Genomic DNA, 26262 nt, shown 5'->3' on the forward strand with positions numbered 1-26262 from the left:
ACAAAGATACAGAATGATTCCTTAATTTTGCTCCATGCTTGCTTTTCGATATTTACTCAAACACCCGTTTCACATCCTCCGAAATCCAGCCGGTAGGGAGTTGTTGGGGCTATTTTGGCGCTATGGCGACCGCCCGCGCTACCAACCGACCAAGGTTAAATTTGGACGTTATCAACTGGAAGTACCCGATGCGTTTTCGTGGACGTGGCAATACGAAGAAATCTACGTCGAAGCGTTTTACAAATTCAACACTTCAGCGTCTGCACCCGTGATTTATGATTGTGGGGCCAACGTCGGTATGAGCGTTATTTATTTCAAAGAACTCTACCCGCAGGCCCGCATCAAAGCTTACGAAGCAGAGTCAGTAATTGCCAATTATTTGACCCAAAACCTGAAGACTAACGGCATTAATGACGTAGAAATCGTCCAAAAAGCGGTTTGGAAAGACAACGCTGGCGTGTGGTTTGGCGAAGGACAGGCCGACGATGCCTCTATTTACGGACAAGGCACCAAAAAGTTGATTCCTTCGGTGCGCTTGCGCGACGAGTTGGCGGCAGAAACCCACGTTGATTTTCTAAAAATTGACATTGAAGGAGCCGAAATTGATGTTTTGCCCGATTGTGCCGATGTGCTCGACCGCGTGCAACATTTGTTTGTAGAGTTTCACGCTTATATCGGCCAACCGCAAGCCTTGGCGAAGGTCATCGAAGTGATTGAAAAAGCAGGATTTCGGTATTATATTGACACCAATCAGCACCGTAAAGCTCCTTTTGTAAATCATCGTTATCGCAACAACGATGTCATGGATTTACAGTTAAATATATCGGCGTGGCGGGTATGAAAGTCGTTCATCTGAGTACCTATCATACCTTTGGTGGGGCTGCGATTGCGGCGCTTCGGCTACACCATGCCTTGCGCGGCATTGGGGTAGAATCGTCGGTATTGGTGCAGGAAGCTAAACGCGAGGAAGATGGTGTGCAGGGATTTGCGTCTGGTTTTATTGAAAAAAAAATGGCGTTTGCACGGTTTGCGGCGGAACGCGCCTATTTTTTGTTTCAAGAAAAAGACAAAAGCGTTCGCTTTCATTTTTCACCCTTGTGGGCTGGCGTTGACGTATTTGCTCATCCGCTCGTGCGCGAAGCCGATGTGATTCATTTGCACTGGATTAACTTCGGTTTTTTGTCGTTACATTCATTAGAAAAACTGTTTGCGCTCGGTAAACCCGTAGTCTGGACAATGCACGATATGTCGACCTTTACGGGTGGTTGTCATTACAGTCGTGAATGTGACCGCTACCTTACGCATTGTGGATTTTGTCCTTATTTACGAAAGCCAAGCGCCACGGATTTATCATCTCGCGTGTTTGAGCAAAAGAAAAACCTGTTTTCAAATGCTCCGCTGACGCTCGTTTCGCCCAGTCGATGGTTGGCAGAATTGGGCACGCGTGCCGCGCTGACCAAACACTTGACTTCGCTCGCGATTCCCAATCCCATTGATACATCCGTTTTTAAGCCTGCTTCGTCTTCGGAAATTGACCTGAATCCCGCCAAGAAATGGATTCTTTTTGCGGGCGTCAATACCCAAGACCCACGCAAGGGTTTTGCCTACTTTAAAGAAGCAACGCAGTTATTAAAAGACCGACTTGCAGACTGGGGTATTGTCGTTTTTGGCAAAACCGAACCCGATGCCCTCACCGATATGGGCTTGGAAGTAAAGTCGTTGGGAAGCCTGCCAGCACACGAAGTCGTCAAGGTGTATCAGGCCGCCGATGTGATGGTGGTTCCTTCGTTGGAAGATAATTATCCCAACACTGTCATCGAAGCCATGGCTTGTGGTACGCCCGTGGTGGGTTTTGATTCGGGCGGAATTTTCGAACAAATCGAGCACAAAAAAACGGGCTATGTTGCCAAGTTGTATTCTTCTGAAGACTTAGCCAAGGGTATTCGGTTTGTGTTGGAAGAGGCTGATTATGAGCAATTAAAGTTAAATAATCTCCAGGTTATTGGGCAGCGGAATAGCTTCGGGGTGGTGGCCAATGCGTACTTATCCCTCTATCAAAAGCTGACAGAAGTACCTATATAGCGAGTAGAGGCGGTAGGCCTGAGAGCGCAGTTTTGAGAAACTGCTTTCACGCAATCTCGCGATTTTAAAAAATGCTTCCACACACCAGCGGTTTTGAGAAACCGCCTCCACGTGCGAGCGGTTTCTCAAAACCGCGAGATTCCCCTAAATCGAAATCGGTTATTGTTCAACGGCTTTGATGCTGTAATTTTTGGTCAACTTCCACAATAGGCTGGGAGCAAAGCGCTTGAGATAAGTGCCAAGCGTTTCCTTAAAGCCCGCAATGATAATCTCGTGTTTTCCTGCTTTGAGTGCATTTACCATTTTGCGGGCGCACACATCTGCGGGAATTCCTTTGGCTTGATTTTGGTCCATTTTGCCAAAAGGTTTGCCGTCTTTACCGATGGCATTGAGCGAAATATTGGTTTTGATATAACCCGGGCAAGCCACCGTTACCACGATGCCATCGCGCCAAACTTCTCCACGCAACGAATCAAAAAAACCCTGAATGGCGTGTTTGGAGGCACAATAAAATGTCCGGAATGAGGTGCCGATTTTGCCGCTCACGCTGCTCGTGACCAAAATGCCGCCCGATTTTTGAGCAATCATGTATGGAAGCACTTCGCGGGTGAGGAGAACTACGCTGGTGAAATTGGTATCCATCAATTTTTGAAAATCGGCGGGCGCAATGTCCAGAAATTTTTCCCGTTGGCTGATACCCGCGTTGGGAACCAGTACGTCTATTCTCCCAAAGTGTTGAAGAACGGTGTCGGTTTTTGCCCCAAATTCTTCGGGCTTCAACATGTCAATCGGCAAGATTAGAACGGAAGTATCGGGCAGGTTTAGGCTTTTTTTTACGCGCTCCAATTCGTCCTGCCGGCGGGCAGAGAGCACCAATTTTGCGCCTTGTTTGGCAAATTCATGGGCTAATGCCTCGCCAATACCCGACGAGGCACCCGTTATCCAAACTATTTTATCGGTTAGGTTCATTAAAATCTAAATTCAGAATGAAAAGATGATTGTATTTCTTCCGCAATATTGCCCATTTTTGCGCGTTAATTCCACCAAATACACGACATTATGTTTTTTCGCGCCTGCTTTTTACTTTCTGCTACGCTGCTTATTTCTACTTCTCTTTCTGCTCAGCATTTTGCGCTGAGTCGGCTTTTTTATCCTAATGCTACCCTACGTGCCGACTATATGCCCGAAGCCAACATGGGCAATAATCAGCGCTACGGTCTTTCGCGGACGTCGTTCAACGGCATTATTCCGCTGCGGAGTGAGGTGGATGTGTCTTTTAGCTTGCGTAAAAAGTTTGATTTGCGCGCGCGCCATTTTTTGATGCTGGCCAATGTATCTCAACTCAAACCTACCCAAAATGGCATCATTACCCCCGATAACGGTTACAAAACAGCGTCGGTGGGAGTGCTTATGCTTCAGGCCAGCCTGCGCGACCGACTCTGGATTTATGGCGGAGGGTTGGGCGTGACGGAGTCCAACGAAACGTTTTTTACGCCCCAGCCTTTTTTCTGGGGAGGGGCTGCCCGAATGCGAATTTTAGGGATACATACTCAGATTGCCTACGGAACGGCCGTCATTTATAACCAAAAATTTCGTTTGATTCCCGTTTTTGGTCTCAACAAACGCCTTGGCAAACAGTGGCGTGTGTCGGCGTTATTGCCTTTTCGGTTGGATGTCAACCGCCGTTTTAATGAATGGTTCAACATTGATATGATTGGTGCCTTTGACGGATATAGCGGAGGTTTTCAGCAGGTCATGAATGCTGAAAAAATGTTTCGTCGCAGCAATTATCAGCACGTTAAGCTCTCGGTGGCGGCCAATGCGCATTTGTTCACCGTGTTCAACGTGTCGTTGGAAGCGGGATTAGGAACATTTCGCCAGCTGCGCACTTTTAACTCTGCCCACGAAAATTTGATTACCCAAAAACCCAACATTGCGCCCTTTATCGGGGCAAGCGTACGTTACATTACCAGTAAATCAAAAATGTCTAATCAATTTACCAAGAAATTGGGCTTAGGTGGAGAAAGCGGCATTAACTGGTAGGCTTGGCGGTCACCTGAAGTCCAACGAATTTTTTTGAGAGCAGTACATAAAGCGCCATTACTACCACCCATTGGGTAACCATGAGCGGAAAGTTTAGCTCGGTAGTCATCCAAACGGTGGAGCTAGGTACTGAGCTGCTTGGATAGCCCACCAACAAAAAGGCGTACACATTGTTGGCCAAGTGAATGCCCAAGGGCAATTCAAGTGATTTGTCGATGACGCCCAACAGCGCAAAAAATAAACCTACGCCGATGTAATATACCATCGCGAGGCCCAACGAGCCTACGGCCTCAATCTCGTCGTTGAAACTGTGGGCAAGGCCAAAAACCGTGGATGTAATAATAATTCCTGCCCAAAGATTCCATGAGCCAATTCCCTGCAAAAGGTACCCTCTGAAAAAAAGCTCTTCAAAAGAAGTTTGAAGCGGAAGCAAGACAATAGCCACGACCAATGAGGGTAAAAAGTCCTTCAAATTGAGTGAAAACTGGTATTTGTCAGGAAACAGCAAGTACGTAGCGGTTTCTACTACCGCTGAGCAAACCATCCAAAGCCCAGCAGACTTTAGTACGCGAGGCCAATTGACTACTCCAGTAGGCGTAATCATGGTAAGTGGATTGCGTTTGTGAAGGTGTTTTACACACAGCCACAGAACCACCAGCGAAGCCACAAAGCCCAACAACATCAGGGATGTAATAAGATAAACGGGCAATGCCTGAGGGTCGTCTTTCCACGTGACCATGGCCCAAGCACCTGGAATTGAGCCAAGAAGGTTAGCGATAAATACTAAGATAAACACAGCGACGTACACACCAAATTCGTTACGCCCCTGCCGAGCGGCATGAATGAAGGGGTTGATTTGCATAGGGTAAAGTTCTTATGAAGTCCGAAATAAGCACATTTTCTTCACTAATTGATAGGAGTGAGAGGAATTACACCTATTGGAATAAGAAAAATAGCTTGTCGGATGCAGTTTTCGGCCTATTAAGCTACCCCAATTGGCAAAGTGACCACAATCCATAGGGTTGTTGAGCATCAAAAAACCCCCTTATTGCTTTTACACAAAAAGGGGGTAGTCACTATTTGAAGGTTGATGAAATGTGTTTCAAAAATTGAACAAAACAAATAAAATCTGCTTTGTTTTTGATTGAATGTTCAAAGCTAATGCAAAATTTAATGTATCTACAAATAATTTTAAAAAAATATGCTTAATTGAGTATTTTTCTTGATAAAATTATATATTATCCATAATTAGTCGCTATTTTGTTCAAGTAATTATTGGCTTGAAAAATTAAATGAAAAAATTAAAAATCAGAAAATTTGAAATTTGTTTTCTGACTTTGTGCTATACAAAAAGAAAAAAATGGCAAAAATTGATAGATGTATAGAATTTTACTCAAAAAATAAACTTAGCTACGTTGAGCACTATTTTGGTATAATTTTGAGAAATAGACTACTTAGTCATAACTATACTCTATGCCGTCAGCACTTTCATCATTGCCTCTGGGTAACGCAGGCCCGCTACGGCTTCTTTGGGGCTGATGCGTTCGAGTTCAGCCAATTCCTCCTTGGAAAGCGTAATGGTGAGTGCTCCTAGATTCTCTTTTAGGTAAGAAACCCGTTTGGTGCCAGGAATAGGTACAATATTTTCGCCCTGTGCCAGTACCCACGCCAGCGCTAACTGAGAGGGAGTAATGCCGCGCTCTTCGGCCCACCGTTTGAGTAAATCAACGATGGCAAGGTTTTTGGCAAAATTTTCGCCCATAAATCGTGGCGAATTCCGTCGGAAATCATCAGGAGACAAATCTTCAAATTTTTGAAATTGTCCCGTTAAAAAACCTCGCCCCAGTGGACTGTAAGCAACCAAAGTAATGCCCAGTTCCTTGCAGGTAGGAATAACGGATTCTTCAATGTCGCGGCTCCAAAGTGAGTATTCTGACTGAACGGCCGAGATGGGATGTACCGCATGGGCGCGTTTGATGGTTTGTGCCGAAACCTCCGAAAGCCCTATGTACCGTACTTTGCCCGCTTTTACAAGCTCGCTCATGGCACCCACCGTTTCTTCAATGGGCGTATTTTGGTCCAAACGATGCAAATAATATAAATCAATGGTATCAATACCCAGGCGCTTGAGGCTGGCGTCACAACTTGCTTGTACGTATTCTGGACGTCCGCTAAAACCTCGCTTGGCGGGGTCGTTGAGGTCGCGTATGATGCCAAATTTGGTGGCTAGCACTACCTCGTCGCGGCGTTGGCGCACCACTTTTCCAACGAGTTCTTCGTTTTTAAATGGCCCGTAGGCGTCGGCAGTGTCCAGAAAATTTATACCTTCGTCGAGGGCCGTATGGAGGGTCTTGAGTGACTCGGTATCGTCGGTAGCACCGTAAAACTCAGACATTCCCATGCAGCCTAAACCGATGGCCGAGAGCGAAATCGTACTGTTTCCTAAAGGGCGTTTTTGCATTGTTTTGCGGCGTTTGTGTGTTATTCAAAACCAATAAAAATGGAAACAAGTTTAAACAATCAAAAAATAAAACACCTCGAAACCATTCTCCAAAAAGACTTAGGACGACTATCGGATGAAGAGATGAAAATCTTGGTTTCCATGAGTATCAGCCGTATTTTGGTGGATAATTCGGTGGATGATGCCCGACAAAAAACCACTTTTGGCGAACGGACAGCGGATAAAATAGCGGAATTTGGCGGTAGCTGGACGTTTATCATTTCGTTTGGTCTGTTTATCGCCGTCTGGATAAGCGTCAATGTGTGGTTGTTGCTCAACAAGGGTTTTGACCCGTACCCGTTTATTTTACTCAACCTTATTTTGTCTTGTTTGGCCGCTTTGCAGGCCCCAGTCATCATGATGAGCCAGAATCGTCAGGAGCAAAAGGACCGTGAACGTGCCAAAAGTGATTACGAAATCAACCTCCGCGCCGAGTTGGAAATTCGGCTTTTGCACGAAAAACTAGACTATGTGATTCATAAACTGGAGACGAAAAAATGAGGAAGGCTGCCCCTGAATGAGGCAGCCTTCTTGAAAGATTAGCGGATAAACTTATATTACATCGCGCCTGCTTTAATATCATCCACAACTGTGGGGTCCAGAAGCGTGGTCGTGTCGCCTAGATTAGAGGTGTCTCCTTCGGCGATTTTGCGCAGAATCCGGCGCATGATTTTTCCCGAGCGTGTTTTGGGTAATCCTCTGACAAACTGGATTTTATCTGGTTTGGCAATGGGCCCAATGATGCGAGTCACGGTCGCTAAAATATCCCGGCGCGAAAGATCTTCGTCGTCGAGGGTATTTTCACAAATGACAAACGCATAAATACCCTGCCCTTTGATGTCGTGCGGATAGCCCACCACGGCACTTTCGATGACGTCGGCGTGCATGTTGATGGCGTTTTCTACTTCGGCGGTTCCGATGCGGTGCCCCGATACGTTAAGCACATCATCCACGCGGCCCGTGATGCGGTAGTAGCCGTCTTCGTCGCGGAGGCAACCGTCGCCCGTAAAGTATAGGTTTGGATAGGTCGAAAAGTATGTCTGCCGACAGCGCTCGTGGTCGCCCCAAGTGGTGCGGATGATAGATGGCCACGGATATTTGATACAAAGATTTCCGCTCACGCCGTTTCCTTCTATTTCTTTGCCACTTTCATCGACCAATATCGGTTGTACACCTGGCAGTGGCAGTGTCGCGTAGGTTGGCTTGGTTTTGGTCACGCCCGCAATGGGCGAAATCAAAATGCCGCCCGTTTCGGTTTGCCACCAAGTATCGACAATCGGGCATTTACCTTTACCAATGTGTTCGTTGTACCAGTTCCATGCTTCTTCGTTGATGGGTTCACCCACCGAGCCCAGCACTTTGAGCGAACTAAGGTCTTTGCCTTCGACGTATTTCAGGCCAAAGCCCATCAACGACCGAATGGCCGTGGGGGCGGTATAAAGAATGTCTACTTTGTGCCGGTCAACAATATCCCAAAAACGTCCCGCATCGGGATAGGTCGGAATGCCCTCAAACATCAAAGAAGTGGCTCCACTCAGCAGCGGGCCGTATACGATGTAGCTGTGCCCCGTAATCCAGCCCACATCCGCGGTACAGAAAAATACTTGGTCTTTTTCGTATTGGAATACATTTTGGAACGTATACGCCGAATACACCATGTAGCCGCCAGTGGTGTGTACAACGCCCTTGGGCTTGCCCGTTGAGCCTGATGTATAGAGAATAAACAAAGGGTCTTCTGAATCCATCACCTCGGGCCGGCAGTCAGATGTGACTTGCTTCATTTCACTTTCCCACCATACGTCACGGCCTTTGATCATCGAAATGGGTGTGCGGGTATGGGTCAGTACGATAACTTTTTGAACCGAAGGACACGCAATCAGGGCGTCGTCAACGGTATCTTTCATGGGGATATTTTTATTGCCACGCGCCGCACCGTCGGAGGTAACAATGACCTTACAGTTAGAATCAATGATGCGGTCGGTCAAAGACTGGGCCGAAAACCCACCGAATACGACCGAGTGAACGGCACCGATGCGCGCACAGGCCAAGATGGCGATGGCCGCTTCTGGCACCATTGGCAGGTAAATACACACGCGGTCGCCTTTGGCAACGCCGTTGCGCTTGAGCACGTTGGCAAAACGACACACTTGGTCGTGCAGCATTTTGTACGTGAGCGTAACGCTGGGTTCAGAAGGGTCGTTGGGTTCCCAAATGATGGCGGGATGATTGCCCAGTTCGCGCAAATGACGGTCGAGGGCGTTTTCGGTGATGTTTGTTTTTCCACCTACAAACCACTTGATGTCGGGGGTGCTAAAATTCCATTCGAGCACTTTTTTCCACGGCTTATGCCATTTGAATTCCTGAGCTACTTCGGCCCAGAATCCTTCGGGGTCTTCTACACTGTGCTGATAGGCGGTTTGGTACTCTTCAAATGTACGGATACGCATGATATCTGAATGTGTTTTGGTAAAAGTTAACGTGGTTAGGAAGGTTGTTGATGAATGCGGGTCTAAAAATAACAAAACATTTTCCCGTTTGAGTGAAATCGCTGTCCTAAAATTGCTAAAAAGGTATAGAAAGTGATGAAAATCAGATGACTGCAAATTCTCCGAATCCTTTGCCAATTTTTCGGTTCTGTAATTTTTCGGCTATTTCTCCCAGAATTGCAGGGTCGTCAATTGTAGAAGGAACGTTGTAAGATTCGCCGTCGGCGATTTGGCGCATCACTTTTCGCAGGATTTTTCCCGAACGGGTTTTGGGCAAACGTTTTACAATTAACGCACTTTTGAAGTACGCCACAGCCCCAATTTGTTCTCGAATTAGCGTCACCAATTGCGTTTCAATCGTCGGCTCGTCGATGGCCATTCCATCTTTGAGCACCACAAACGCCACGGGGCGCTGTCCGCGCATCTCGTCCTGAATTCCCACCACGGCACATTCCGCCACTGCTGGGTGCGAAGCCACAAATTCTTCCATTTCACCCGTAGAAAGGCGGTGCCCCGCCACGTTGATGACATCGTCTACGCGGCCCATGATGTACACGTAGCCGTCGTCGTCTTTGTAGCCGCCGTCGCCCGAAAAATAATAACCCGCGAATTTTGAAAGATACGATTCATGAAAGCGGGCATCGTCGTTCCAGAGCGTGGGGAGGCAGCCGGGAGGCAGTGGAAGTTTGAGGCAAACGTATCCTTCGTGATTGGCTTCCAACGGCTGCCCGTCTTCGTCCAGAATCTGCACATCAAATCCACAAACAGGTTTGGTAGCGGAGCCGGGTTTGACGGGCAAAAGCTCCACGCCCGTCATGTTGGCAATCATCGGCCAGCCAGACTCTGTTTGCCACCAATGATCAATGATGGGCTTGTTGGTTATTTCCTGCAACCATTTGAGGGTAGAAGGGTCGCAGCGCTCTCCGGCCACGAAGAGCTGTTGGAGGCCGCTAAGGTCGTATTTTTGGAGAAATTCAGCCTGTGGGTCTTCTTTCCGGATAGCACGAAACGCCGTGGGCGCGGTGAAAAATACTTTTACCTGATGTTCTGAAATAATGCGCCAAAAGGTGCCCGCATCGGGGGTTCTAACTGGTTTTCCTTCAAACAAAATGGTGGTACAACCCTGAATAAGTGGGGCATAGATAATGTATGAATGACCAACTGCCCAGCCCAAATCAGAAGCGGCCCAATACACATCTCCCGGCTGAATGTTGTACACATACTGCATCGAAAATTTCATGGCGACGGCGTGGCCCCCGTTGTCGCGAACGATTCCTTTGGGCTTGCCTGTGGTACCCGACGTGTACAAAACGTACAGCGGGTCGAGGGCGTCAACGGGCACGCAATCAACGGGTTTGGCCTTCGCAACGGCGGTGCTAAAATCAACGTCGCGCCCCGCGTGCATAAGAGCGTGAATCTGGGGACGCTGTAAAATTAAACAGTGAGGTGGTTTAAATTGAGCAAGGTGAATGGCGTCGTCGAGCAACGGTTTGTACGGAATCACCCGCTCAAACTCAATACCGCACGAAGCCGAAATAACGACCTTAGGGCGGGTATCGTCAATGCGTATGGCCAGTTCGTGCGGGGCAAATCCTCCGAAAACTACCGAATGAACCGCCCCCAAACGGGCGCAAGCCAGCATCGTAAAAGCTGCTTCGGGTACCATCGGCATATAAATCACGACACAATCGCCTTTTTCGACGCCCAATTGACGCAATGCTCCTGCCAATTTTGCCACTTCCGATTGAAGTTGGGCGTAGGTGTATTTTTGAACGGTTTTGGTCACGGGAGAATCATAAATAAGCGCCACCTGCTCCGACCGGCCGTGCTCTACGTGATAATCCACGGCCAAGTAGCAGGTGTTTAGTGTTCCCCCTTCAAACCACCGATAAAACCCCTTTTCGTTCATCGTTAATGTCTGAACGGGTGCATTATACCACGCAATTTTGGTGGCCTGTTCGGCCCAAAAATCCATAGGACTAGCAAGGCTGGCTTCGTAAAAGCCTGCATACGAGGGGGTTGGTGATTTCATAAGTAATGAAATTTAAAAGGGAAGCTACACGGCGCTCATCGTAAGTGCGTTTACTTTGGCCACCATGTCGCGGGTTGAAAACGGTTTAGGTATGTATAAATCGGCGCCAAGATCATATCCTTTTTGCAGGTCAGTTTCGCGGCTTTTTGAACTCATAAAGATGACCTTGGCATGTTGATATTCTGGTGAGCTTTTGATAAAACGGCACACCTCATACCCGTCGACTTTGGGCATCATAATGTCTAATAAAACAACGTCTGGAATTTCAGTGCGAACGATATCAACGGCTTCTTCGCCGTCGCGGGCAATAAAAACTTTGTATCCTTCCTTTTTCATCAGGAATTCCAGCGACATCAAAATATTGGGCTCGTCGTCTACTATTACTATTTTTATATGTTGGCGTGTCATATAGGCAGTATGTTCGTAGGGTGACCTAGGAGTTTTGAGTGAATAACGTTGTAAAATAGAAAATTTATTCTCTTAAAATAAAATTGTGATCGCAAAGAGATATAGATACTACACTGGTATTTCAAAAGTAAACAGCGCTCCTGCATCTATTGTACTCTGCACATGAATGCTTCCTTGATGCAGTTCAATGATTTTTTTGGAGATGGCCAGCCCCAGTCCGCTGCCTTTGGGCTTGCGGGCAAGCGGGGCATTTCCTTGGTAAAATTTATCAAAAATCAGGGCAATATGCTCCGCACTGATGCCGGGCCCATTGTCTTTGACACTGATAGAAAGGTAATTGCCTTCTGCCATTGCCCTTACTTCGATTAGCCCGTTTTGGGCGGGACAAAATTTGATGGCGTTGGATAACAAATTGATGAGCACTTGCATCAATCGGTCAAAATCTCCGTTTATCGTGGGTAGTTTGCCCGCGTAAGAAGTTTGAATGATAATGTTTTTTTCGGTGGCCAACGCCATAATGGAATTGATAGATTCGTCGATGAGGGTTTCTGGTTGAAATGTTTCTTTGGTCAATTGGTATTTTCCAGTTTCAAACCGTTCCAAATCAAGCACTTGGTTGATAAGCCGGGTCAGGCGGTCTGATTCTTTGATGATGGTACTCAGAAAATGCTTTTGCTGTTCTTCGTCCATGTCGGGATTGTCGTGGACAATTTCCGACAGCGCCCGAATAGAGGTCATGGGCGTCCGGATTTCGTGCGTAACCGTCGACAGAAAATCATCTTTTTCGCGGTCGGCCTGTTGCAGGCGCTCATTGGCTTCTTTGAGCTGACCCGTGAGTTGCTCCAGTTCGCGCGATTTGCGCGTCAGCTCTTCGTTCACAATGCGCAGTTCTTGCGACGTTTTTAAAATATCAATCACTTCATTCACCGTTACGGGTTCTTCCTTCGCCACCGACGCCACCACCACCCGCGCCGAAGCAGCCCCAATGGCACCGCTGAGCATTTTTTCAGCATAATTGACCAACTGCGGGTCGGCATATTTGGCAGAAAGGGCAAGTTTATTGCGTTTGACGTAGAGCGTTACGGCCCGTTGGGCGCGCATTTCCCCGAAAAATTTACTTAAAAGATTCGTTATGTCAGTCACCAATGCTTTTCCTCGCCAAGCCACCGAACGTTCGTAAGACGTATCGTATTTGAAAATATCCACAAACAACGCGGCTTGGTTGTGCTCTACGGCACTTTGGGAGAAATTTAGCGCTCCCAAAACGTAGAATGAAACGTTAAAAAGCAACGACCAAAAGACGCCGTGCGAAAGGCTGTCCATCCCCTCAAGTCCCATAAGTGCTTCTGGCCTAAGCCAATGAATGTGCGCGGGTCCATGCGCCAAAAAGTCGGAAGAGATAAGGCCATTTGAGGCCATTGAGGGAATAATCAGGGTATAAAACCAAACAGTTGTTCCCGCCAAAATTCCGCTCATCGCTCCGGTCAGATTGGCCCGTTTCCAACAGATTCCACCCAAAGCAGCGGGCGCAAACTGCGCCACCGCCGCAAACGAAACCATGCCGACCGATACCAACGAATACTTGTCACTGACGTTTTTGTAGTAAGCATAGGCTAGCAAAATAATGACGGCAATAAATAAACGACGGGCGGTAATGACAAAACTCCCAATCGAAGAACCCATGCGTTCTTGCCATCCCCGACGGCTCACCAAAAAAGGCATGAGTAAATTATTGCTGAACATCACCGTCAAGGCGGTACATTCCACGATAATCATGCTCGTAGCCGCCGAAAATCCGCCCAAATAAGTCAGAAAAGCCAAACCTTGTTGCTTAAAATGCAGTGGTATGGCCAGCAAATAGGTGTCAGATTTGATGGCTTCATCGGTGAAAAGTAATTTTCCGCTGAGGGCAATAGGTAAGACAAAAATATTGATAATCAGCAGGTAAAGCGGGAATAACCATTGTGCTTTTTTGAGGTGATTTTCGTCGATATTTTCCACCACCGTTACCTGAAATTGACGAGGTAAAAACAGAATAGCAATGGCGGCCAGAAAGCAATGCCAGAACCAATTCCCGGTTTGATTTTCGGGTAAAGTAAATAGTTTACGAAGTTCGGGGACTTTCACGGCGCGGGTGACGATGTCGTCGAAGCCGTTGAAAATGCCGAAGGTAATGAAAAGCCCAACCGCTAAAAACGCAAATAACTTGACCAAAGACTCAAAGGCAATGGCCGCAACGAGGCCTTCGTGGCGTTCGTTGGCTTCTAGTTTTCGGGTTCCGAATAGAATCGCAAACACAATCAGCGTCAGGGCGATGTAAAACGATTGGTCGCTCAAAAATGATTGATTGGGCGAGGTGTCATTGCCCGACAGAATCAGAAAGCTGCTTGTAATGGCTTTGAGTTGAATGGAAATGTAGGGGATGATGCCCAGTAAACACACCACGGCCACAATTACGCCTAAGGCGCGACTTTTGCCATAACGGGCGGAGATAAAATCGGCAATGCTGGTGATTCTCTGGACTTTACAAATGCGAATAATCTTCCTGAAAATAATCCACCAAAGCGGAATCACGAGCGTAGGGCCGATATAAACGCTTAGAAAATCTGGCCCCGATTCGGCCGCCCGACCCACGCTGCCATAAAATGTCCAAGCGGTGCAGTAAACGGCCAATGAAAGAGCATACACGTAAGGATTATTCACCCAACTGCGTTTGTGGGATGAGCGGCGCTCGGCCAGGTCGGCAATCACAAACAAGAGCAACAGGTACAATAAAGACCAACAAATAATCCAAAAACTACTCATCTTCTGCTTTAGATTGACGAAGTAACCACGCCGTAGCCCCAATAATCAGTAACCATGCCCCAAACAGAAAACCGTAAAATACGGGGATACTCCCAATGAATGTAGGCTTGTTGAAAATCGAAAGAAAGGGGGTATTGAAGAGGACAATAGCCACTACACACAACGCCACCAATGAAATTTTACGATTTGTATTCATAAGAAGGGATAAAGTGAAGGTGCCTGCTAAGCGTTGCCGTTATAAAATGATTGCCGAAGAGCGATACTACTTCGACAATCATTCAAACTACTAAACCCTAAACCTAACTTTTACTGTCGTATTCGCCTTTGAGGGCGTAAATTCCAAAAGTAGCCAGGCTCCCTACAATAAGAGGACACAAGATAAAGGTATAAATTCCCGCAGGAATCAAGTCTTCGGGTTTGCCCGTGCCAAATTTGGGGATGGCCTGATTGATTAATAAATAATACCCTGCGGCGGCACCCACGGCCAACCAGATAATGCCTGCTAGTCTTTTTATCGTATTCATTGTCTTTGTTGTTGCTAAATCAGTTGAAAAAATAGGGGTAATGAACGTTTTGTTACTCATTGATTTGGTGAACTAGTCATTCACGTTGCGGTCTTTACCGTTGATGTACAGTAATCCAATGACAAAACAGATTCCTGCAATGACAATCGGATACCAAAGTCCTTCGAGGTAAGGAGCCGCGTTGGGCAATGCTTCACCTGCTTCTTTGGCGATGTCGTTGGCTTTGCCAGCTGAGGCAACCAAAGCGGTAGCGATGGTAGGTAACAGTCCACCAAATACACCGTTTCCGATGTGGTACGGCAATGACATGGACGTGTAGCGAATGCGGGTCGGAAACATCTCAACGAGGAAGGCTGCGATAGGGCCGTAGACCATTGTTACGAAAATCACCTGAATAAAGACTAGCCAAATCAGCGTCCATTTGTCGCTGTCATTGATGGTGACGAGTTTCTTGATTTCGGGTTTTACGGGGGCTGCGGAGGCGTCGGCTAAGATTTTTTCAATCTTCGATTCTTCGAATTGGGTGCCGTCCGTATATTCTTTTTTGGTAGTGGTGACAATGAGCGAATCTTTGGTTTCAACCCCGTCTTTTTTGTCCAGCGTACGGGTTATCCCTACCGTTGTTTTTTCGACTACTTCTGTTTTGTTTTGGATGTTGGTGGTCTGGTACATTTTTTCGTAAATCGGACGGTACGATAATATGGCAATCAACATACCGGCCAGCATGATGCCTTTGCGGCCAATCTTATCAGACAACCAACCGAATAACACAAAGAATGGCGTGCCCAACATCAGCGCGTAGGTCATCAGCGCGTTGGATTGCTGAAGGTCAATGGTCATTACTTTTTGGAGAAAGCTCAACGCGTAAAATTGCCCCGTGTACCACACAACTCCCTGACCCATAGTGGCTCCCAATAAAGCTAACAACACAAATTTGAAGTTGTAACGGTTGCCAAATGATTCTTTTAACGGGTTGGTGGAGGTTTTTCCTTCGGCTTTTGCTTTGGCAAACAACGGCGATTCGTGCATGTTTTTACGAATCAGAACTGAAACGTATACCATGATGATGGAAACCAAAAACGGTACGCGCCAGCCCCATTCGGCAAATGCCTCTTTCGACATGCTGTTTTGGGTCAATTGAATCACAATCAGCGATACAAACAACCCTGCCGTAGCTGTGATTTGAATCCATGAAGTCCAGAACCCACGCTTGTCGGCGGGAGAGTGCTCGGCCACATAAGTAGCGGCGCCGCCGTATTCGCCGCCGAGGGCTAATCCTTGCAAAAGACGCAGTAAAAGCACTAGGGTAGGGGCCAAGAAACCGATGGTTTCGTAGCTGGGAATCAAGCCAATCATAAACGTAGCGCCGCCCATCAGCAGCAACGTTACCATGAAGGTATATTTTCGGCCAATGAGGTCACCCAAGCGGCCAAAGAAAATGGCTCCGAATGGACGAACCACAAAGCCTGCGGCAAAAGTGGCTAAGGTAGAAAGAAAGGCCGCGGTGGGGTTGCCGTCTGGAAAAAACTTGGTGGCAATAATTGTCGCCAAGCTTCCAAAGATGTAGAAATCGTACCACTCAATCATCGTACCGACCGACGATGCCGCAATGATGGCCGCTAAGCTTTGTTTTTTCTGCGCTTTAGAATTTGTTGTTGCAGATTCTGACATTAGTGTAGGAAAGTTAGGTGTTATAATTAGAGAAAATATAAGGGTTTCGGAGGAGGGTTTTACTTAACTAAACTCAAAGATACGTTTGGAATTGAACGATAAACTCGCCTTTGTTGCCATCTATTACATCTTTGGCGGTGTAGATGGGGCGAGTTGAGTACTGTAAAGTAATTTTTGCGTGGTGCCCGTCGATGAAAAAGTTGCTGCCAAGGTCAAAGTAGCTGCCTGTTTTACTGAGGGCTTCAAACTTCTTAGAGGTATAAGCGGCAAATGGCTGAACGCGGATTTTGGGTTTATCGCTGGTTTTGGGCAATAAAATTCCCGCCTGTGTATAGAAAATTGAACCCGTTCCTATCATTGGGCGGGCGTTTCCTGCGCCTGCTAATGCTTTTTTATCGCTAAACTTAGGGTCAATCGTGCCAATATTCATGATGCCGAGGTTGCGGAGGTAGTTGGGACCAAAATTGTAATTAAAATAGCCGCTGTACATCGTAATGGCCGCATTTTTCTCTTTTCTGCCGATAGGCATATCCAGAAATGCATCCAATGCAAACAAGTTTATTGAATGTTTTTGTACAATTCCATTTTTCAGGCTTTGTGTTCCTTCTTTTTGAGAATAAAACCCTGCTCCCACGTTAAACACCTTTTTGGTGCCTACGTAGGTGCCCACTTTGAAAGGAAGGGTATTTGATTCCCGGTCAAAAAATTCATATTCTAAATAGCCTGCCAGCGCGGCTTTACTCTGGCCATTGTTGTCAACGGCGAGGCCTTCGGTGGCCGTTCCGTTGGTGGCAAACGGTTTGTTTAATGCCAAACGATACTCAAACTTTCCCGCTTTTCCTTTGGCAAAGATGCCATATTGGCGGGCAAATTGATCGCTGTTTTCAATAAGTGCCCAGTTGAATATGGGCGCATCAACGGCCAAATAATTAAGGGTGCTCGACATGGTCATTCTTGAAACCCCCATTACGTAGTGGAGTCCAGCCCCGATATTCATCGTAAATTTGTTGGGTTTCTTTGTCTCGGCATTGATGGCGGGGATGACGGTGTATTCACTCCAAAAATCATGGAAAAATAGCCCTGGTTTTTTGCCAGCACCATACCCACCCGTTCCAGAAGTGCCCGCGGCACCGCCATTGAGAAAAGACTGATTGTTGACACCAAAATGAGCCAATACCATAAATCGGGCGCTGACTTGGGCCATGGCTAACATCCGTAAGCGCCGACCACCCACATCAAACGTTTTATCTTGGGGTGTTCCGTTGACCAATGTACCGGGATTGTTCTGTACAGACCTAGCCCATATCTGACTCCAAGTAATCAAACGCACGTATTTAGTGCCTTCAGGATTGATATTAAATTTCATTCCTGAACCATAATCCGTAGAGCCTTGGGCAAAGCTATGGGCGTAGCTTGCAGCAAAAATCAATACTAAAGATAACTTTTTCATTGTCGGTTAAGAGGAGGAGGTTTCGAAAAATTCGGACTGCTTTGCAATCGAAGCCCCGGCGCCTTGGGCTGCAATCGTGATTCAAAACACCATAAAATACAATAAATAAAAAAAATATTGATATAGCTTTGGTCAATTAGTGTAGGTAAAGGCTAATAAAACACCCGATTTGCCTTATTTTATATTAATAATGGTGCCCAAGTCTGAATATTCTGTGGTAATTGAAGAAAAAAGCAGAATATTATAGGGTATTTTGGTGCAGATTGAAGTATAAAGGGGCACAAAATAGGAATAGGCACCCCGAAAAGTGCCTATAGTAATTTAGCAAAAGTATATTATATTAGCAATAAATAGGAGAAATAGGGGAGAATGCAACGTAGCGTTTGACTAAAATGAACTCTTCCGAGTCTTAATCTTTAAAACGTTCCCATTTAATCATCATAAATTTATCCCCCAATTCGGTCACAATCATACCCGTTCCTTCGAGGTTTTTGCGGTCGGCATAAAACTCCGCCAATTCCTTATGACTCATCACTTTGTATGTGGCATGATGCGTGATTCGGTCGGGCATTTTGATTTGGTATTTTTTGACCCAGTTCATGACCGACACGTGACTGACCCCCAACAAACGCTCGATTTCGCGGAAACTCACCCCTTCAATATACAGCTGAAGGGCTTTGATGACGTAATATGAACTAATGCCTTTGCCGAGTTTGTCGACGGTAAAATTGTAGTCGCATTTTTTGCACCGAAACCGTTGGCGGTTTTTAATAATTCCGTTTTTGACAGTTTCTAGGCTATCGCATTTGGGGCATTTCAAGGTTGCAGCCATTGATGAGAGAAGGTTTAGTCGGGTGAAAAAAGGTATTTCGCTATAGTAATTTACCAAATCTAAATTGCCCCGTTCTATGAAAAAATGCTTTTGATCATTTTTGGGGTGGATGTGCTAATTTTGGATAGATAGCCTTTGGGCTTGGTGATATTCGGGGCAAAAGAACAGTTTTTTGTAGCTTTATGCTGAAAATTGCCGAAAAGTGTGGATAATTGTTGCCTGTTCTGTTGGAGCCTAAAATAAGACCTTACATGTCATTTTCAATCAATTATCAAGTAGAAAATCAGTTGCCCGTTGAGGAATTTATAGCAGTGCTCAATCGCTCAACCTTAGGGGAGCGTCGCCCCGTAGAGGATACTGAGCGGATAGCAGATATGCTCAAAAATGCCAATTTGTTGGTGACGGCGCGCGACAATGGCGTGCTCATTGGCGTATCGAGGGCCATTACTGACTTTGCTTTTTGTACCTATCTGTCAGATTTGGCGGTGGACGAAGCGTATCAAAAACAGGGCATCGGCAAGGAATTGATTCGGCAAACTAAACTGGCCGCGCCCCGTGCCAAACTCATTCTGCTATCGGCTCCCAAAGCGGTTGAGTATTATCCAAAAATCGGCATGAAACACCATCCGCATTGTTATTTTATAGATACCGTAGAAGAACTAAAATGATGCCTTATGCTGAGCAAATCTGAGTAGTATAAATGGGTTTAACTTAGCAAAAAAGCAAAAGGTGAACCCTTCTTCTTTTTTGCTAAGTTCTTCAATAAGAATCTGTTAAGTTATTTTTCGGACATGGCTTCTTCGTTGACAAATGACATTGCCACTTGTGTTAGCTCATCGTCGGCCGAGTGTTCTTCGTCCAACGTAGCCTGTAAAAGCGCCTGCACTTCCGTATGACCCATAATAGCGGCCAAAGTACGCAAGGTACCGTAAGTTGAGATTTCGTAATGCTCAACTTTTTGGGCTGCCAAAATCAGGCCGCAATCCCGCACCATGGTTCCGTCTTCTGTATCGTCAATGATTTCGTTGGCTTCTCTGATTAGTCCTTTAAGGGCTTCACAGGTTTTGGTTTCAGGTTTTTCGTCCAATGATTCAAAAACCATTTTCAAACGTTCTACGTGGGTTTGCGTAACGGCCAAGTGACCTTCAAATGCCTTCCTAAGTTCGGTTGAAGTACTGGCTTCGGCCATTTTTGGTAGGGCTTTCAGCAAATGATTTTCGGCCCAATAAATGTCTTTGATTTCTTCCAAAAACAATTGATGAAGCGGCGATTGCTTCATCTCTTCGGTGATTTGTTGCTTTTTCATAACCTTGTTTGTTAAAGTTAAATGATAAGTTATGACCGAAATGATAAAAAAATCATGCGAATTCAAAGACAGGGTTTCTTGGGAAATAACAACCTCAAATTGTGCATTAGTCCAAGAAAGAGCTTCCCAAAAAGGCACACTTTTGGGAAAGCTGAAACAAAAAAAGCGAGCTTTTGAAAGCCCGCTTCTGAAGAAATGTCGAGAAATGAAAAACTGATTTACAGCTTGATGTAGACTGTATTCTCCTTATTTTACATTTATCAGTTTTACATTTTTCGGTTATTCATTTATACTTTACAATCCCCCAAAATCAAAGGACTCTAAGTATTTGGTCGTAAATATCCCTGATTTAAATCCGGGGTCGTCCATGAGGCGAATATGGAAAGGAATCGTGGTTTTTATGCCTTCAATGACGCATTCCTGCAAAGCCCGTTTCATGCGGGTCATCACTTCTTCACGTGATTGACCGCTTACGATAATCTTCGCAATCATGGAGTCATAATTGGGAGGAATGGTGTAGCCGGCATACACGTGGCTATCGATACGAACGCCGTGACCGCCCGGGAAGTGCAATTGCGTAATCTTGCCGGGGCTTGGGCGGAATCCGTTGGCGGGGTCTTCTGCGTTGATACGGCACTCCATTGCGTAGCGCTGTGGGGTGTAGTTTTGTCCCGAAATCGGCTCACCAGCTGCCACTTTGATTTGTTCCTTGATGAGGTCAAAGTTGGTTACTTCTTCCGTAATCGGGTGTTCTACTTGAATCCGGGTATTCATTTCCATGAAGTAGAATTCACCGTATTTGTCGACCAAAAATTCAATGGTTCCTGCACCTTCGTAATTGATGGCCGAAGCGCCTTTGATGGCGGCTTGCCCCATGCGCTCCCGAAGTTCGGGTGTAACGACGGGAGAAGGTGTTTCTTCAACCAGTTTTTGGTGGCGACGCTGAATCGAGCAATCGCGCTCCGAAAGGTGGCATACTTTGCCGTATTGGTCGCCTACCACTTGAATTTCAATGTGGCGGGGTTCTTCTACAAATTTTTCGAGGTAAAGGCCGTCGTTGCCGAAAGCCGCGCCTGATTCCATTTTGGCGTCATCCCACGCTTTCTGAAACTCACTTTCTTCTTTGATGATGCGCATTCCGCGTCCACCGCCCCCCGCGGTTGCTTTCACAATGACGGGGTAGCCAATTCCTTTGGCCAATTCTTTGCCTTGTTCTACCGAGTCAAGTAGCCCTTCTGATCCTGGAATCACGGGCACGCCCGCAGCTCTCATGGTTGCTTTAGCGGTAGCTTTGTCACCCATGAAATTAATCTGCTCGGCCGTGGCTCCGATGAATTTGATACCGTAATCGGCACAAATCCGAGAAAACTCCGCATTCTCCGACAAAAACCCGTAGCCGGGGTGAATGGCGTCGGCGTTGGTGATTTCGGCGGCCGAAATGATGTTTGGAATATTCAGGTAGGACTGACGGCTCGCAGGAGGTCCAATACAAACCGCTTCGTCGGCAAAACGTACGTGCAGACTTTCACGGTCGGCTGTTGAGTACACCGCCACGGTCTGAATTCCCATTTCGCGGCAGGTACGAATCACCCGTAAGGCGATTTCCCCGCGATTGGCAATAAGTATTTTTTTAAACATATTTTTGAGTCATTGAGTAGTCATTGGTAATCAGGGGATTGGCCTAGAATCAGGTAGCTTTTCAATCAAAACTTGATTGTTCCCGATATTTCACGACCAAAACTTGATTAACTCCGACGATTTAAATGGGTTCTACCAAGAACAAAGGCTGGTCGTATTCAACGGGAGTTGCATTTTCAACCAATACTTTCACGATCCGGCCCGACACTTCCGACTCGATTTCGTTGAAGAGTTTCATGGCTTCAACGATGCAAACTACTTTGCCCGTCGTAACGTCGTCGCCGATTTCTACAAATGAAGGTTTGTCTGGGCCACCTGAGCGGTAGAAAGTACCAATCATTGGTGATTTAATGGTCAGGTACTTTGAATCATCGGCCTTGGGAGCAGCAGGGGCGGCGGCAGGCTGGGCGGCAGGAGCCGCGGTCTGAGGAGCCGCTACGGGCGCTGCTGCCACGGGAGCAGGGGCGGCCGTTACGTACGTAGCTGCCGCATTTTTCTTTACACTTACCTTAAATTCTCCAGTTTCGATATTGACTTCATCCAAGCCAGAATTAGCGATGAAGTCCAACAATTTTTGAATGTCTTTGATTTCCATTTTTTTAGTGGTTATTACGCAGTCGTCACTATTTTTTAGCGCCATGCCATCCATGATGGGCTACAATCAGTAGGAATTATTTTACGCGTTCTACATAATCGTAAGTGCGGGTATCGATGCGGAGTTTGTCTCCTTCTTCGATAAACATAGGCACCATAATACGGGCTCCTGTTTCAACTTCAACGGCCTTGCGGGGGTTATTGGCAGTATCCCCTTTGATGCCTGGCTCGGCGTAGGTGACGACAAGTTCCACAAAAGAGGGTAATTCGCAGGTGAGCGGAGTTTCGTTTTCGGTATTAATGAGTACTTCAACGACTTGGCCTTCTTTCAGCAAATCAGCCGCTGTAAGAAGTTTTTCTGAGATAGAGATTTGGTCAAATGTTTCATTGTCCATGAAATTATAACCAGTTTCATCTTTGTACAAGTACTGGAAAGAGCGGCGTTCTACACGAACTGGATAAATAGCTACTCCTGAGTTGAAGGTGTTGTCCAACACTTTTCCAGTGGTAAGGCTTTTGATTTTCGTGCGTACGAAAGCCGCGCCTTTGCCAGGTTTTACGTGTTGAAATTCAATCACTTGGAATAAATCGTTGTTGAAGTTAATGACCAATCCATTACGGATGTCTGCGGTTGTTGCCATACTTTTTTGAGTTACAGTTTTCGGTTGAGTAGTTGATTGGTAAAGCGACTAAAACTACATTAAGAACCCTTAAAACTGACGATTATTTGCAAAATATAGGTTGATAAAAAAATATTAAAGAGCTGCTGGAAAGCTTAGTAGCCCCATTTGACATACACTGAGCCCCACGTGAACCCGCCCCCAAAAGCGGCCAAAATCAGGTTGTCGCCTTTGTTGAGTTGAGATTCGTAATCCCACAAACAAAGCGGGATGGTAGCGGCGGTGGTGTTGCCGTATTTTTGAATATTAAGCATTACTTTGTCCATTCCTACTTTCATCCGATTGGCGGTGGCAGAAATGATACGTTTGTTGGCCTGATGCGGTACTAGCCACGCCACATCGTCGCCCGTGAGGTGATTGCGCTCCATGATTTCAGCGGCAACGTCGGCCATATTGGTGACGGCAAATTTAAATACCGAAGGACCATCTTGGTACGCATAGTGCCAGCGTTTATCGATGGTTTCGTGGGTGGGTGGGTAGCGGCTTCCTCCTGCTTTTTGGTTCAGGAAGGGCTGTCCAGCCCCGTCGGAGCGAATAATACTGTCGATAATTCCAAAGCCTTCAGTGTTGGGTTCGAGCATTACAGCCCCCGCGCCATCACCGAAAAGTACGCAGGTAGTACGGTCGGTGTAGTCGACGATGGCCGACATTTTATCGGCGCCTACTATGATAACCTTCTTATATTTTCCTGTTTCGATAAACTGAGAGCCCACCGTCAGGGCGTACACAAAGCCTGAACAGGCCGCCTGAATATCAAAACTCCCGATGGATTTGATACCGACCATGTCGCAGATAAGATTGGCGGTGCTTGGAAAGATAAAGTCGGGCGTTGTGGTTGCGCAGATCAGTAAATCAACTTCTTCTGGGGCAGTGTGGGTCTTTGCCAAAAGACCTTTAACTGCTTCAGCTGCCATGTGAGAAGTGCCTAGGCCTTCTCCTTTGAGGATGTGACGTTCTTTGATACCTGTGCGGGCGGTTATCCATTCGTCATTGGTATCAACCATTTTTTCCAATTCTGCATTGGTCAAAATGTAGTCGGGTACGTATCCTTGTATCCCCGTAATAGCAGCTCGAATTTGACTCATTTTTTACTTCGTAAAAGTTATTAGTTATCTGGGTCTCGGTTATCCATAAGTCCGTTTTTTCAATTCGGACCACGGCGAACTGGTAACAGCTAACGCAGTTTTAACTTAGGGCTTTTGCAATCTGAACGTAGGCGTGTGATTCCACTTGTTTGCGCGCCCAGGTAATCATATTTTTGATGGCGATGGCCGAGGATATTCCGTGTGCAATCATTACGTTGCCGTTGACTCCGATGATGGAGCTGCCGCCGACTGATTCATAATTCATTTTATCAATAAAATCATCCTGAATACCGCGCTCCTTGGCTACATCGTAGAAAGATTCGGCCAACTTGAAAAGGGCATTTCCCGTAAATCCGTCGGTGACGATGACGTCGGCTTTGTCGTCAAACATATCGCCGCCTTCCATGTTGCCCACAAAATGAATTCGGGTATTGTCTTTTAAAAGTTGGTGAGCGGCCTGCGCTACTACCGAGCCTTTTTGTTCTTCTTCTCCGATATTCATTAAAGCCACGCGTGGGCGTTCAATCTGGAAAGTTTGCTGGGCGAAGATAGAGCCTATTACGCCAAATTGCTCCAATACTTCTGGTTTGCAGTCGGCATTGGCACCAATATCGAGCATGACGGCGTGTCCGCCTTTTTTCTGAGGAACAAATCCTACAATGGCTGGGCGGATGATTCCCTCAATTGCTTTGATACTGAAGAGTGCACCTACGTGCATGGCACCCGTGTTGCCTGCTCCGCAAAAAATATCTAATTGTTTGTCTTTTAATAACTTAAATCCAATTGAGATACTGGAATGGGGCTTCTGAGAGAGCGCTTTTGTGGGATGCTCCCCCATTTCTACGACTTCTTCGGCATGGACAACTTCAATTTGGTTACCCTGATAATTATACTTTTCCAGTAAAGCATTGATTACATCCTGCTTACCAATCAATACAATATGGATATCCGGGGGTAATTGGGATGCTGCATTGACGGCTCCTTCTATTATAGCATCGGGGGCAAAATCCCCTCCCATTGCGTCTATTCCTATTTTCATTATTCTTTAGAGGTATTGGGTATCAAGAAGGTATCGTTATACTCAAAATGAGGCTGTAAAAATAGCAGATAACCGATACTAAAAAAGCATTTCACAACAACTTTATCTATAAGTTGCCATAAAATGCTTTCACATACAGAGAGTTATGAATTAGACTTGCTTGTAGCCTTCTACCACAACTTTGCCTTTGTAAACCAAATTTCCTTCAAATACGTGCGCACGGTGCATCAAATGTACTTCGCCCGTTGTTGGGTCAGTTGAAAGTGCTTTACCCTGGATTGCGTCGTGTGTACGGCGTTTGTCGCGGCGAGTGCTTGAATGTCTTCGTTTGGGATGTGCCATTGCCTTATGTCTTTATTGTTTGTTCGTTATCTATAGTTACTCTAAAAAATGCTTATTCTTTTCCTTTTAACTTTTGCAAAGCGGCCCAACGCGGGTCTATTGCTTCGTTGTCGGGGGTATCAGCGGCTTTTGTTTCGCTTTCTTCTCCCGACTGGTACACCAAAATCCCCTCTTCTTCATCTTCGGTGTCTTCATTTCTGAAGCGCGGGTGAAGTTTTTTCATGGGCAATGAAAGCGCGATGAAATCAAAAATGTACTGAGCAACGTTGATTTTAACCGTTTCGTGACGGATAAGCTCAATGTCTTCGGCCAGTATTTCATCGTGGTCTCCAAATTTTAAAATGAGCTTTTCGGTTAAATCAATCGGCTCTTCAAAAACTTCGAGACTGCGGTCACACACCAACTCAACGACTCCTGCAATGCTAAAATTAAGAATCAGCATCGTAGTAGACTTGTCGATGGTCAAATGTGTTGTAAAATGACCATTTTCAATTAATTCTTGCTCCAGTGCCTCGAAAAATTCGTGACCTGATTCAAAATTATAGACATACTGCTTGTCTTTTAAACCGTAAATGCCTATGTCGTACTGTGTTAGCGCTTTCACTTCTCTATCAAAATGGGCTGCAAAGTTAGGAGTATTTATTAAAAATCGCAAATCTAAAAAAGTTTATATTCGATTTTAATGTCGACAAAGCGAAAAACGCGGTTTTAGGGCTCAAGAGGCCCCAAGACTGGAAAATATTTT

The 26262-nt window shown here is 46.1% G+C and carries 25 protein-coding genes; 5 read left to right on the plus strand and 20 right to left on the minus strand.

What is annotated here, in order from left to right:
• Positions 1-34: 34 nt before the first annotated feature.
• Together DVG78_RS04580 and DVG78_RS04585 are read left to right on the plus strand one after the other, a co-directional pair.
• On the plus strand, positions 35-841 hold the full coding sequence (locus DVG78_RS04580) for an FkbM family methyltransferase (protein ID WP_114459871.1): 807 nt from the start codon (positions 35-37) through the stop codon (positions 839-841).
• On the plus strand, positions 838-2082 hold the full coding sequence (locus DVG78_RS04585) for a glycosyltransferase (protein ID WP_114459872.1): 1245 nt from the start codon (positions 838-840) through the stop codon (positions 2080-2082). The genes DVG78_RS04580 and DVG78_RS04585 overlap by 4 nt, the downstream gene beginning before the upstream one ends.
• Positions 2083-2241: 159 nt before the next feature.
• Here DVG78_RS04585 and DVG78_RS04590 read toward each other — a convergent pair whose 3' ends face one another.
• A complete protein-coding gene (locus DVG78_RS04590) occupies positions 2242-3051 on the minus strand; it encodes an SDR family oxidoreductase (protein ID WP_114459873.1) in 810 nt (269 codons plus the stop codon).
• 90 nt (positions 3052-3141) lie between these two features.
• Between DVG78_RS04590 and DVG78_RS04595 the strand changes: the two genes are divergently transcribed.
• The gene (locus DVG78_RS04595; RefSeq protein ID WP_114459874.1) at positions 3142-4125 is read left to right on the plus strand and encodes a hypothetical protein; all 984 of its coding nucleotides are present in this window, start codon (positions 3142-3144) and stop codon (positions 4123-4125) included.
• Here the strand turns inward: DVG78_RS04595 and DVG78_RS04600 are convergent.
• On the minus strand, positions 4115-4987 hold the full coding sequence (locus tag DVG78_RS04600; RefSeq protein WP_114459875.1) for a CPBP family intramembrane glutamic endopeptidase: 873 nt from the start codon (positions 4985-4987) through the stop codon (positions 4115-4117). The two genes, DVG78_RS04595 and DVG78_RS04600, sit on opposite strands and share 11 nt — an antisense overlap.
• Positions 4988-5596: 609 nt before the next feature.
• Positions 5597-6586, minus strand: coding sequence for an aldo/keto reductase (locus tag DVG78_RS04605; RefSeq protein ID WP_114459876.1), 990 nt, complete (start codon positions 6584-6586; stop codon positions 5597-5599).
• A gap of 39 nt (positions 6587-6625) precedes the next feature.
• On the opposite strand from DVG78_RS04605, the gene DVG78_RS04610 reads away from it, so the two are divergent.
• A complete protein-coding gene (locus DVG78_RS04610) occupies positions 6626-7126 on the plus strand; it encodes a DUF1003 domain-containing protein (RefSeq protein WP_114459877.1) in 501 nt (166 codons plus the stop codon).
• Positions 7127-7182: 56 nt separating this feature from the next.
• Here the strand turns inward: DVG78_RS04610 and acs are convergent, their stop codons facing one another.
• The 9 genes from acs to DVG78_RS04655 all read right to left on the minus strand — a co-directional run bounded on the left by acs (position 7183) and on the right by DVG78_RS04655 (position 18833).
• Positions 7183-9072, minus strand: a complete 1890-nt coding sequence (gene acs / locus DVG78_RS04615) for an acetate--CoA ligase (protein WP_114459878.1) — start codon at positions 9070-9072, stop codon at positions 7183-7185.
• Between the two features lie 142 nt (positions 9073-9214).
• Positions 9215-11143, minus strand: a complete 1929-nt coding sequence (locus DVG78_RS04620) for a propionyl-CoA synthetase (protein WP_114459879.1) — start codon at positions 11141-11143, stop codon at positions 9215-9217.
• Between the two features lie 24 nt (positions 11144-11167).
• Positions 11168-11551: a response regulator transcription factor gene (locus DVG78_RS04625; protein ID WP_114067296.1), complete on the minus strand. Its 384-nt coding sequence runs from the start codon at positions 11549-11551 to the stop codon at positions 11168-11170.
• A gap of 108 nt (positions 11552-11659) precedes the next feature.
• The gene (locus DVG78_RS04630; protein ID WP_114459880.1) at positions 11660-14356 is read right to left on the minus strand and encodes a sodium:solute symporter family transporter; all 2697 of its coding nucleotides are present in this window, start codon (positions 14354-14356) and stop codon (positions 11660-11662) included.
• Entirely contained in the window at positions 14349-14552 is a 204-nt protein-coding gene (locus DVG78_RS04635; RefSeq protein ID WP_114459881.1) for a hypothetical protein, read from the minus strand. Before DVG78_RS04635 ends, DVG78_RS04630 begins: the two co-directional genes overlap by 8 nt.
• 103 nt (positions 14553-14655) lie before the next feature.
• Positions 14656-14880, minus strand: coding sequence for a DUF6814 family protein (locus tag DVG78_RS04640; protein WP_114067293.1), 225 nt, complete (start codon positions 14878-14880; stop codon positions 14656-14658).
• Between the two features lie 72 nt (positions 14881-14952).
• The gene (locus DVG78_RS04645; RefSeq protein WP_114459882.1) at positions 14953-16551 is read right to left on the minus strand and encodes an MFS transporter; all 1599 of its coding nucleotides are present in this window, start codon (positions 16549-16551) and stop codon (positions 14953-14955) included.
• A 73-nt stretch (positions 16552-16624) separates the two neighbouring features.
• Positions 16625-18001 (minus strand): porin, encoded by a 1377-nt coding sequence (locus DVG78_RS04650; protein ID WP_114459883.1) that lies wholly within the window; start codon positions 17999-18001, stop codon positions 16625-16627.
• Between the two features lie 409 nt (positions 18002-18410).
• The gene (locus DVG78_RS04655; protein ID WP_114067290.1) at positions 18411-18833 is read right to left on the minus strand and encodes an IS1/IS1595 family N-terminal zinc-binding domain-containing protein; all 423 of its coding nucleotides are present in this window, start codon (positions 18831-18833) and stop codon (positions 18411-18413) included.
• Positions 18834-19084: 251 nt separating this feature from the next.
• On the opposite strand from DVG78_RS04655, the gene DVG78_RS04660 reads away from it, so the two are divergent.
• Positions 19085-19501 carry a GNAT family N-acetyltransferase gene (locus tag DVG78_RS04660; RefSeq protein ID WP_114459884.1) on the plus strand — a complete coding sequence of 139 codons (417 nt, stop codon included), beginning with the start codon at positions 19085-19087 and terminating at the stop codon, positions 19499-19501.
• A 110-nt stretch (positions 19502-19611) separates the two neighbouring features.
• Here the strand turns inward: DVG78_RS04660 and DVG78_RS04665 are convergent, their stop codons facing one another.
• From DVG78_RS04665 to DVG78_RS04700, 8 genes are all read right to left on the minus strand, one after another.
• Complete coding sequence (locus DVG78_RS04665; RefSeq protein WP_114460047.1) at positions 19612-20139, minus strand: YciE/YciF ferroxidase family protein; 528 nt, start codon at positions 20137-20139, stop codon at positions 19612-19614.
• Positions 20140-20433: 294 nt separating this feature from the next.
• A complete protein-coding gene (accC, locus tag DVG78_RS04670; protein WP_114459885.1) occupies positions 20434-21777 on the minus strand; it encodes an acetyl-CoA carboxylase biotin carboxylase subunit in 1344 nt (447 codons plus the stop codon).
• A 121-nt stretch (positions 21778-21898) separates the two neighbouring features.
• On the minus strand, positions 21899-22372 hold the full coding sequence (gene accB, locus DVG78_RS04675; protein ID WP_114460048.1) for an acetyl-CoA carboxylase biotin carboxyl carrier protein: 474 nt from the start codon (positions 22370-22372) through the stop codon (positions 21899-21901).
• A 76-nt stretch (positions 22373-22448) separates the two neighbouring features.
• Positions 22449-23012, minus strand: coding sequence for an elongation factor P (gene efp / locus DVG78_RS04680; RefSeq protein ID WP_114459886.1), 564 nt, complete (start codon positions 23010-23012; stop codon positions 22449-22451).
• 134 nt (positions 23013-23146) lie between these two features.
• A complete protein-coding gene (locus tag DVG78_RS04685) occupies positions 23147-24136 on the minus strand; it encodes a beta-ketoacyl-ACP synthase III (protein ID WP_114459887.1) in 990 nt (329 codons plus the stop codon).
• A gap of 100 nt (positions 24137-24236) precedes the next feature.
• Positions 24237-25175 carry a phosphate acyltransferase PlsX gene (plsX, locus tag DVG78_RS04690; protein ID WP_114459888.1) on the minus strand — a complete coding sequence of 313 codons (939 nt, stop codon included), beginning with the start codon at positions 25173-25175 and terminating at the stop codon, positions 24237-24239.
• A 150-nt stretch (positions 25176-25325) separates the two neighbouring features.
• The gene (rpmF, locus tag DVG78_RS04695; RefSeq protein ID WP_114067282.1) at positions 25326-25517 is read right to left on the minus strand and encodes a 50S ribosomal protein L32; all 192 of its coding nucleotides are present in this window, start codon (positions 25515-25517) and stop codon (positions 25326-25328) included.
• Between the two features lie 52 nt (positions 25518-25569).
• Positions 25570-26172: a YceD family protein gene (locus DVG78_RS04700; protein ID WP_114459889.1), complete on the minus strand. Its 603-nt coding sequence runs from the start codon at positions 26170-26172 to the stop codon at positions 25570-25572.
• Positions 26173-26262 lie beyond the last annotated feature (90 nt).

The organism is Runella aurantiaca (assembly GCF_003339505.1).
GTDB lineage: Bacteria > Bacteroidota > Bacteroidia > Cytophagales > Spirosomataceae > Runella > Runella aurantiaca.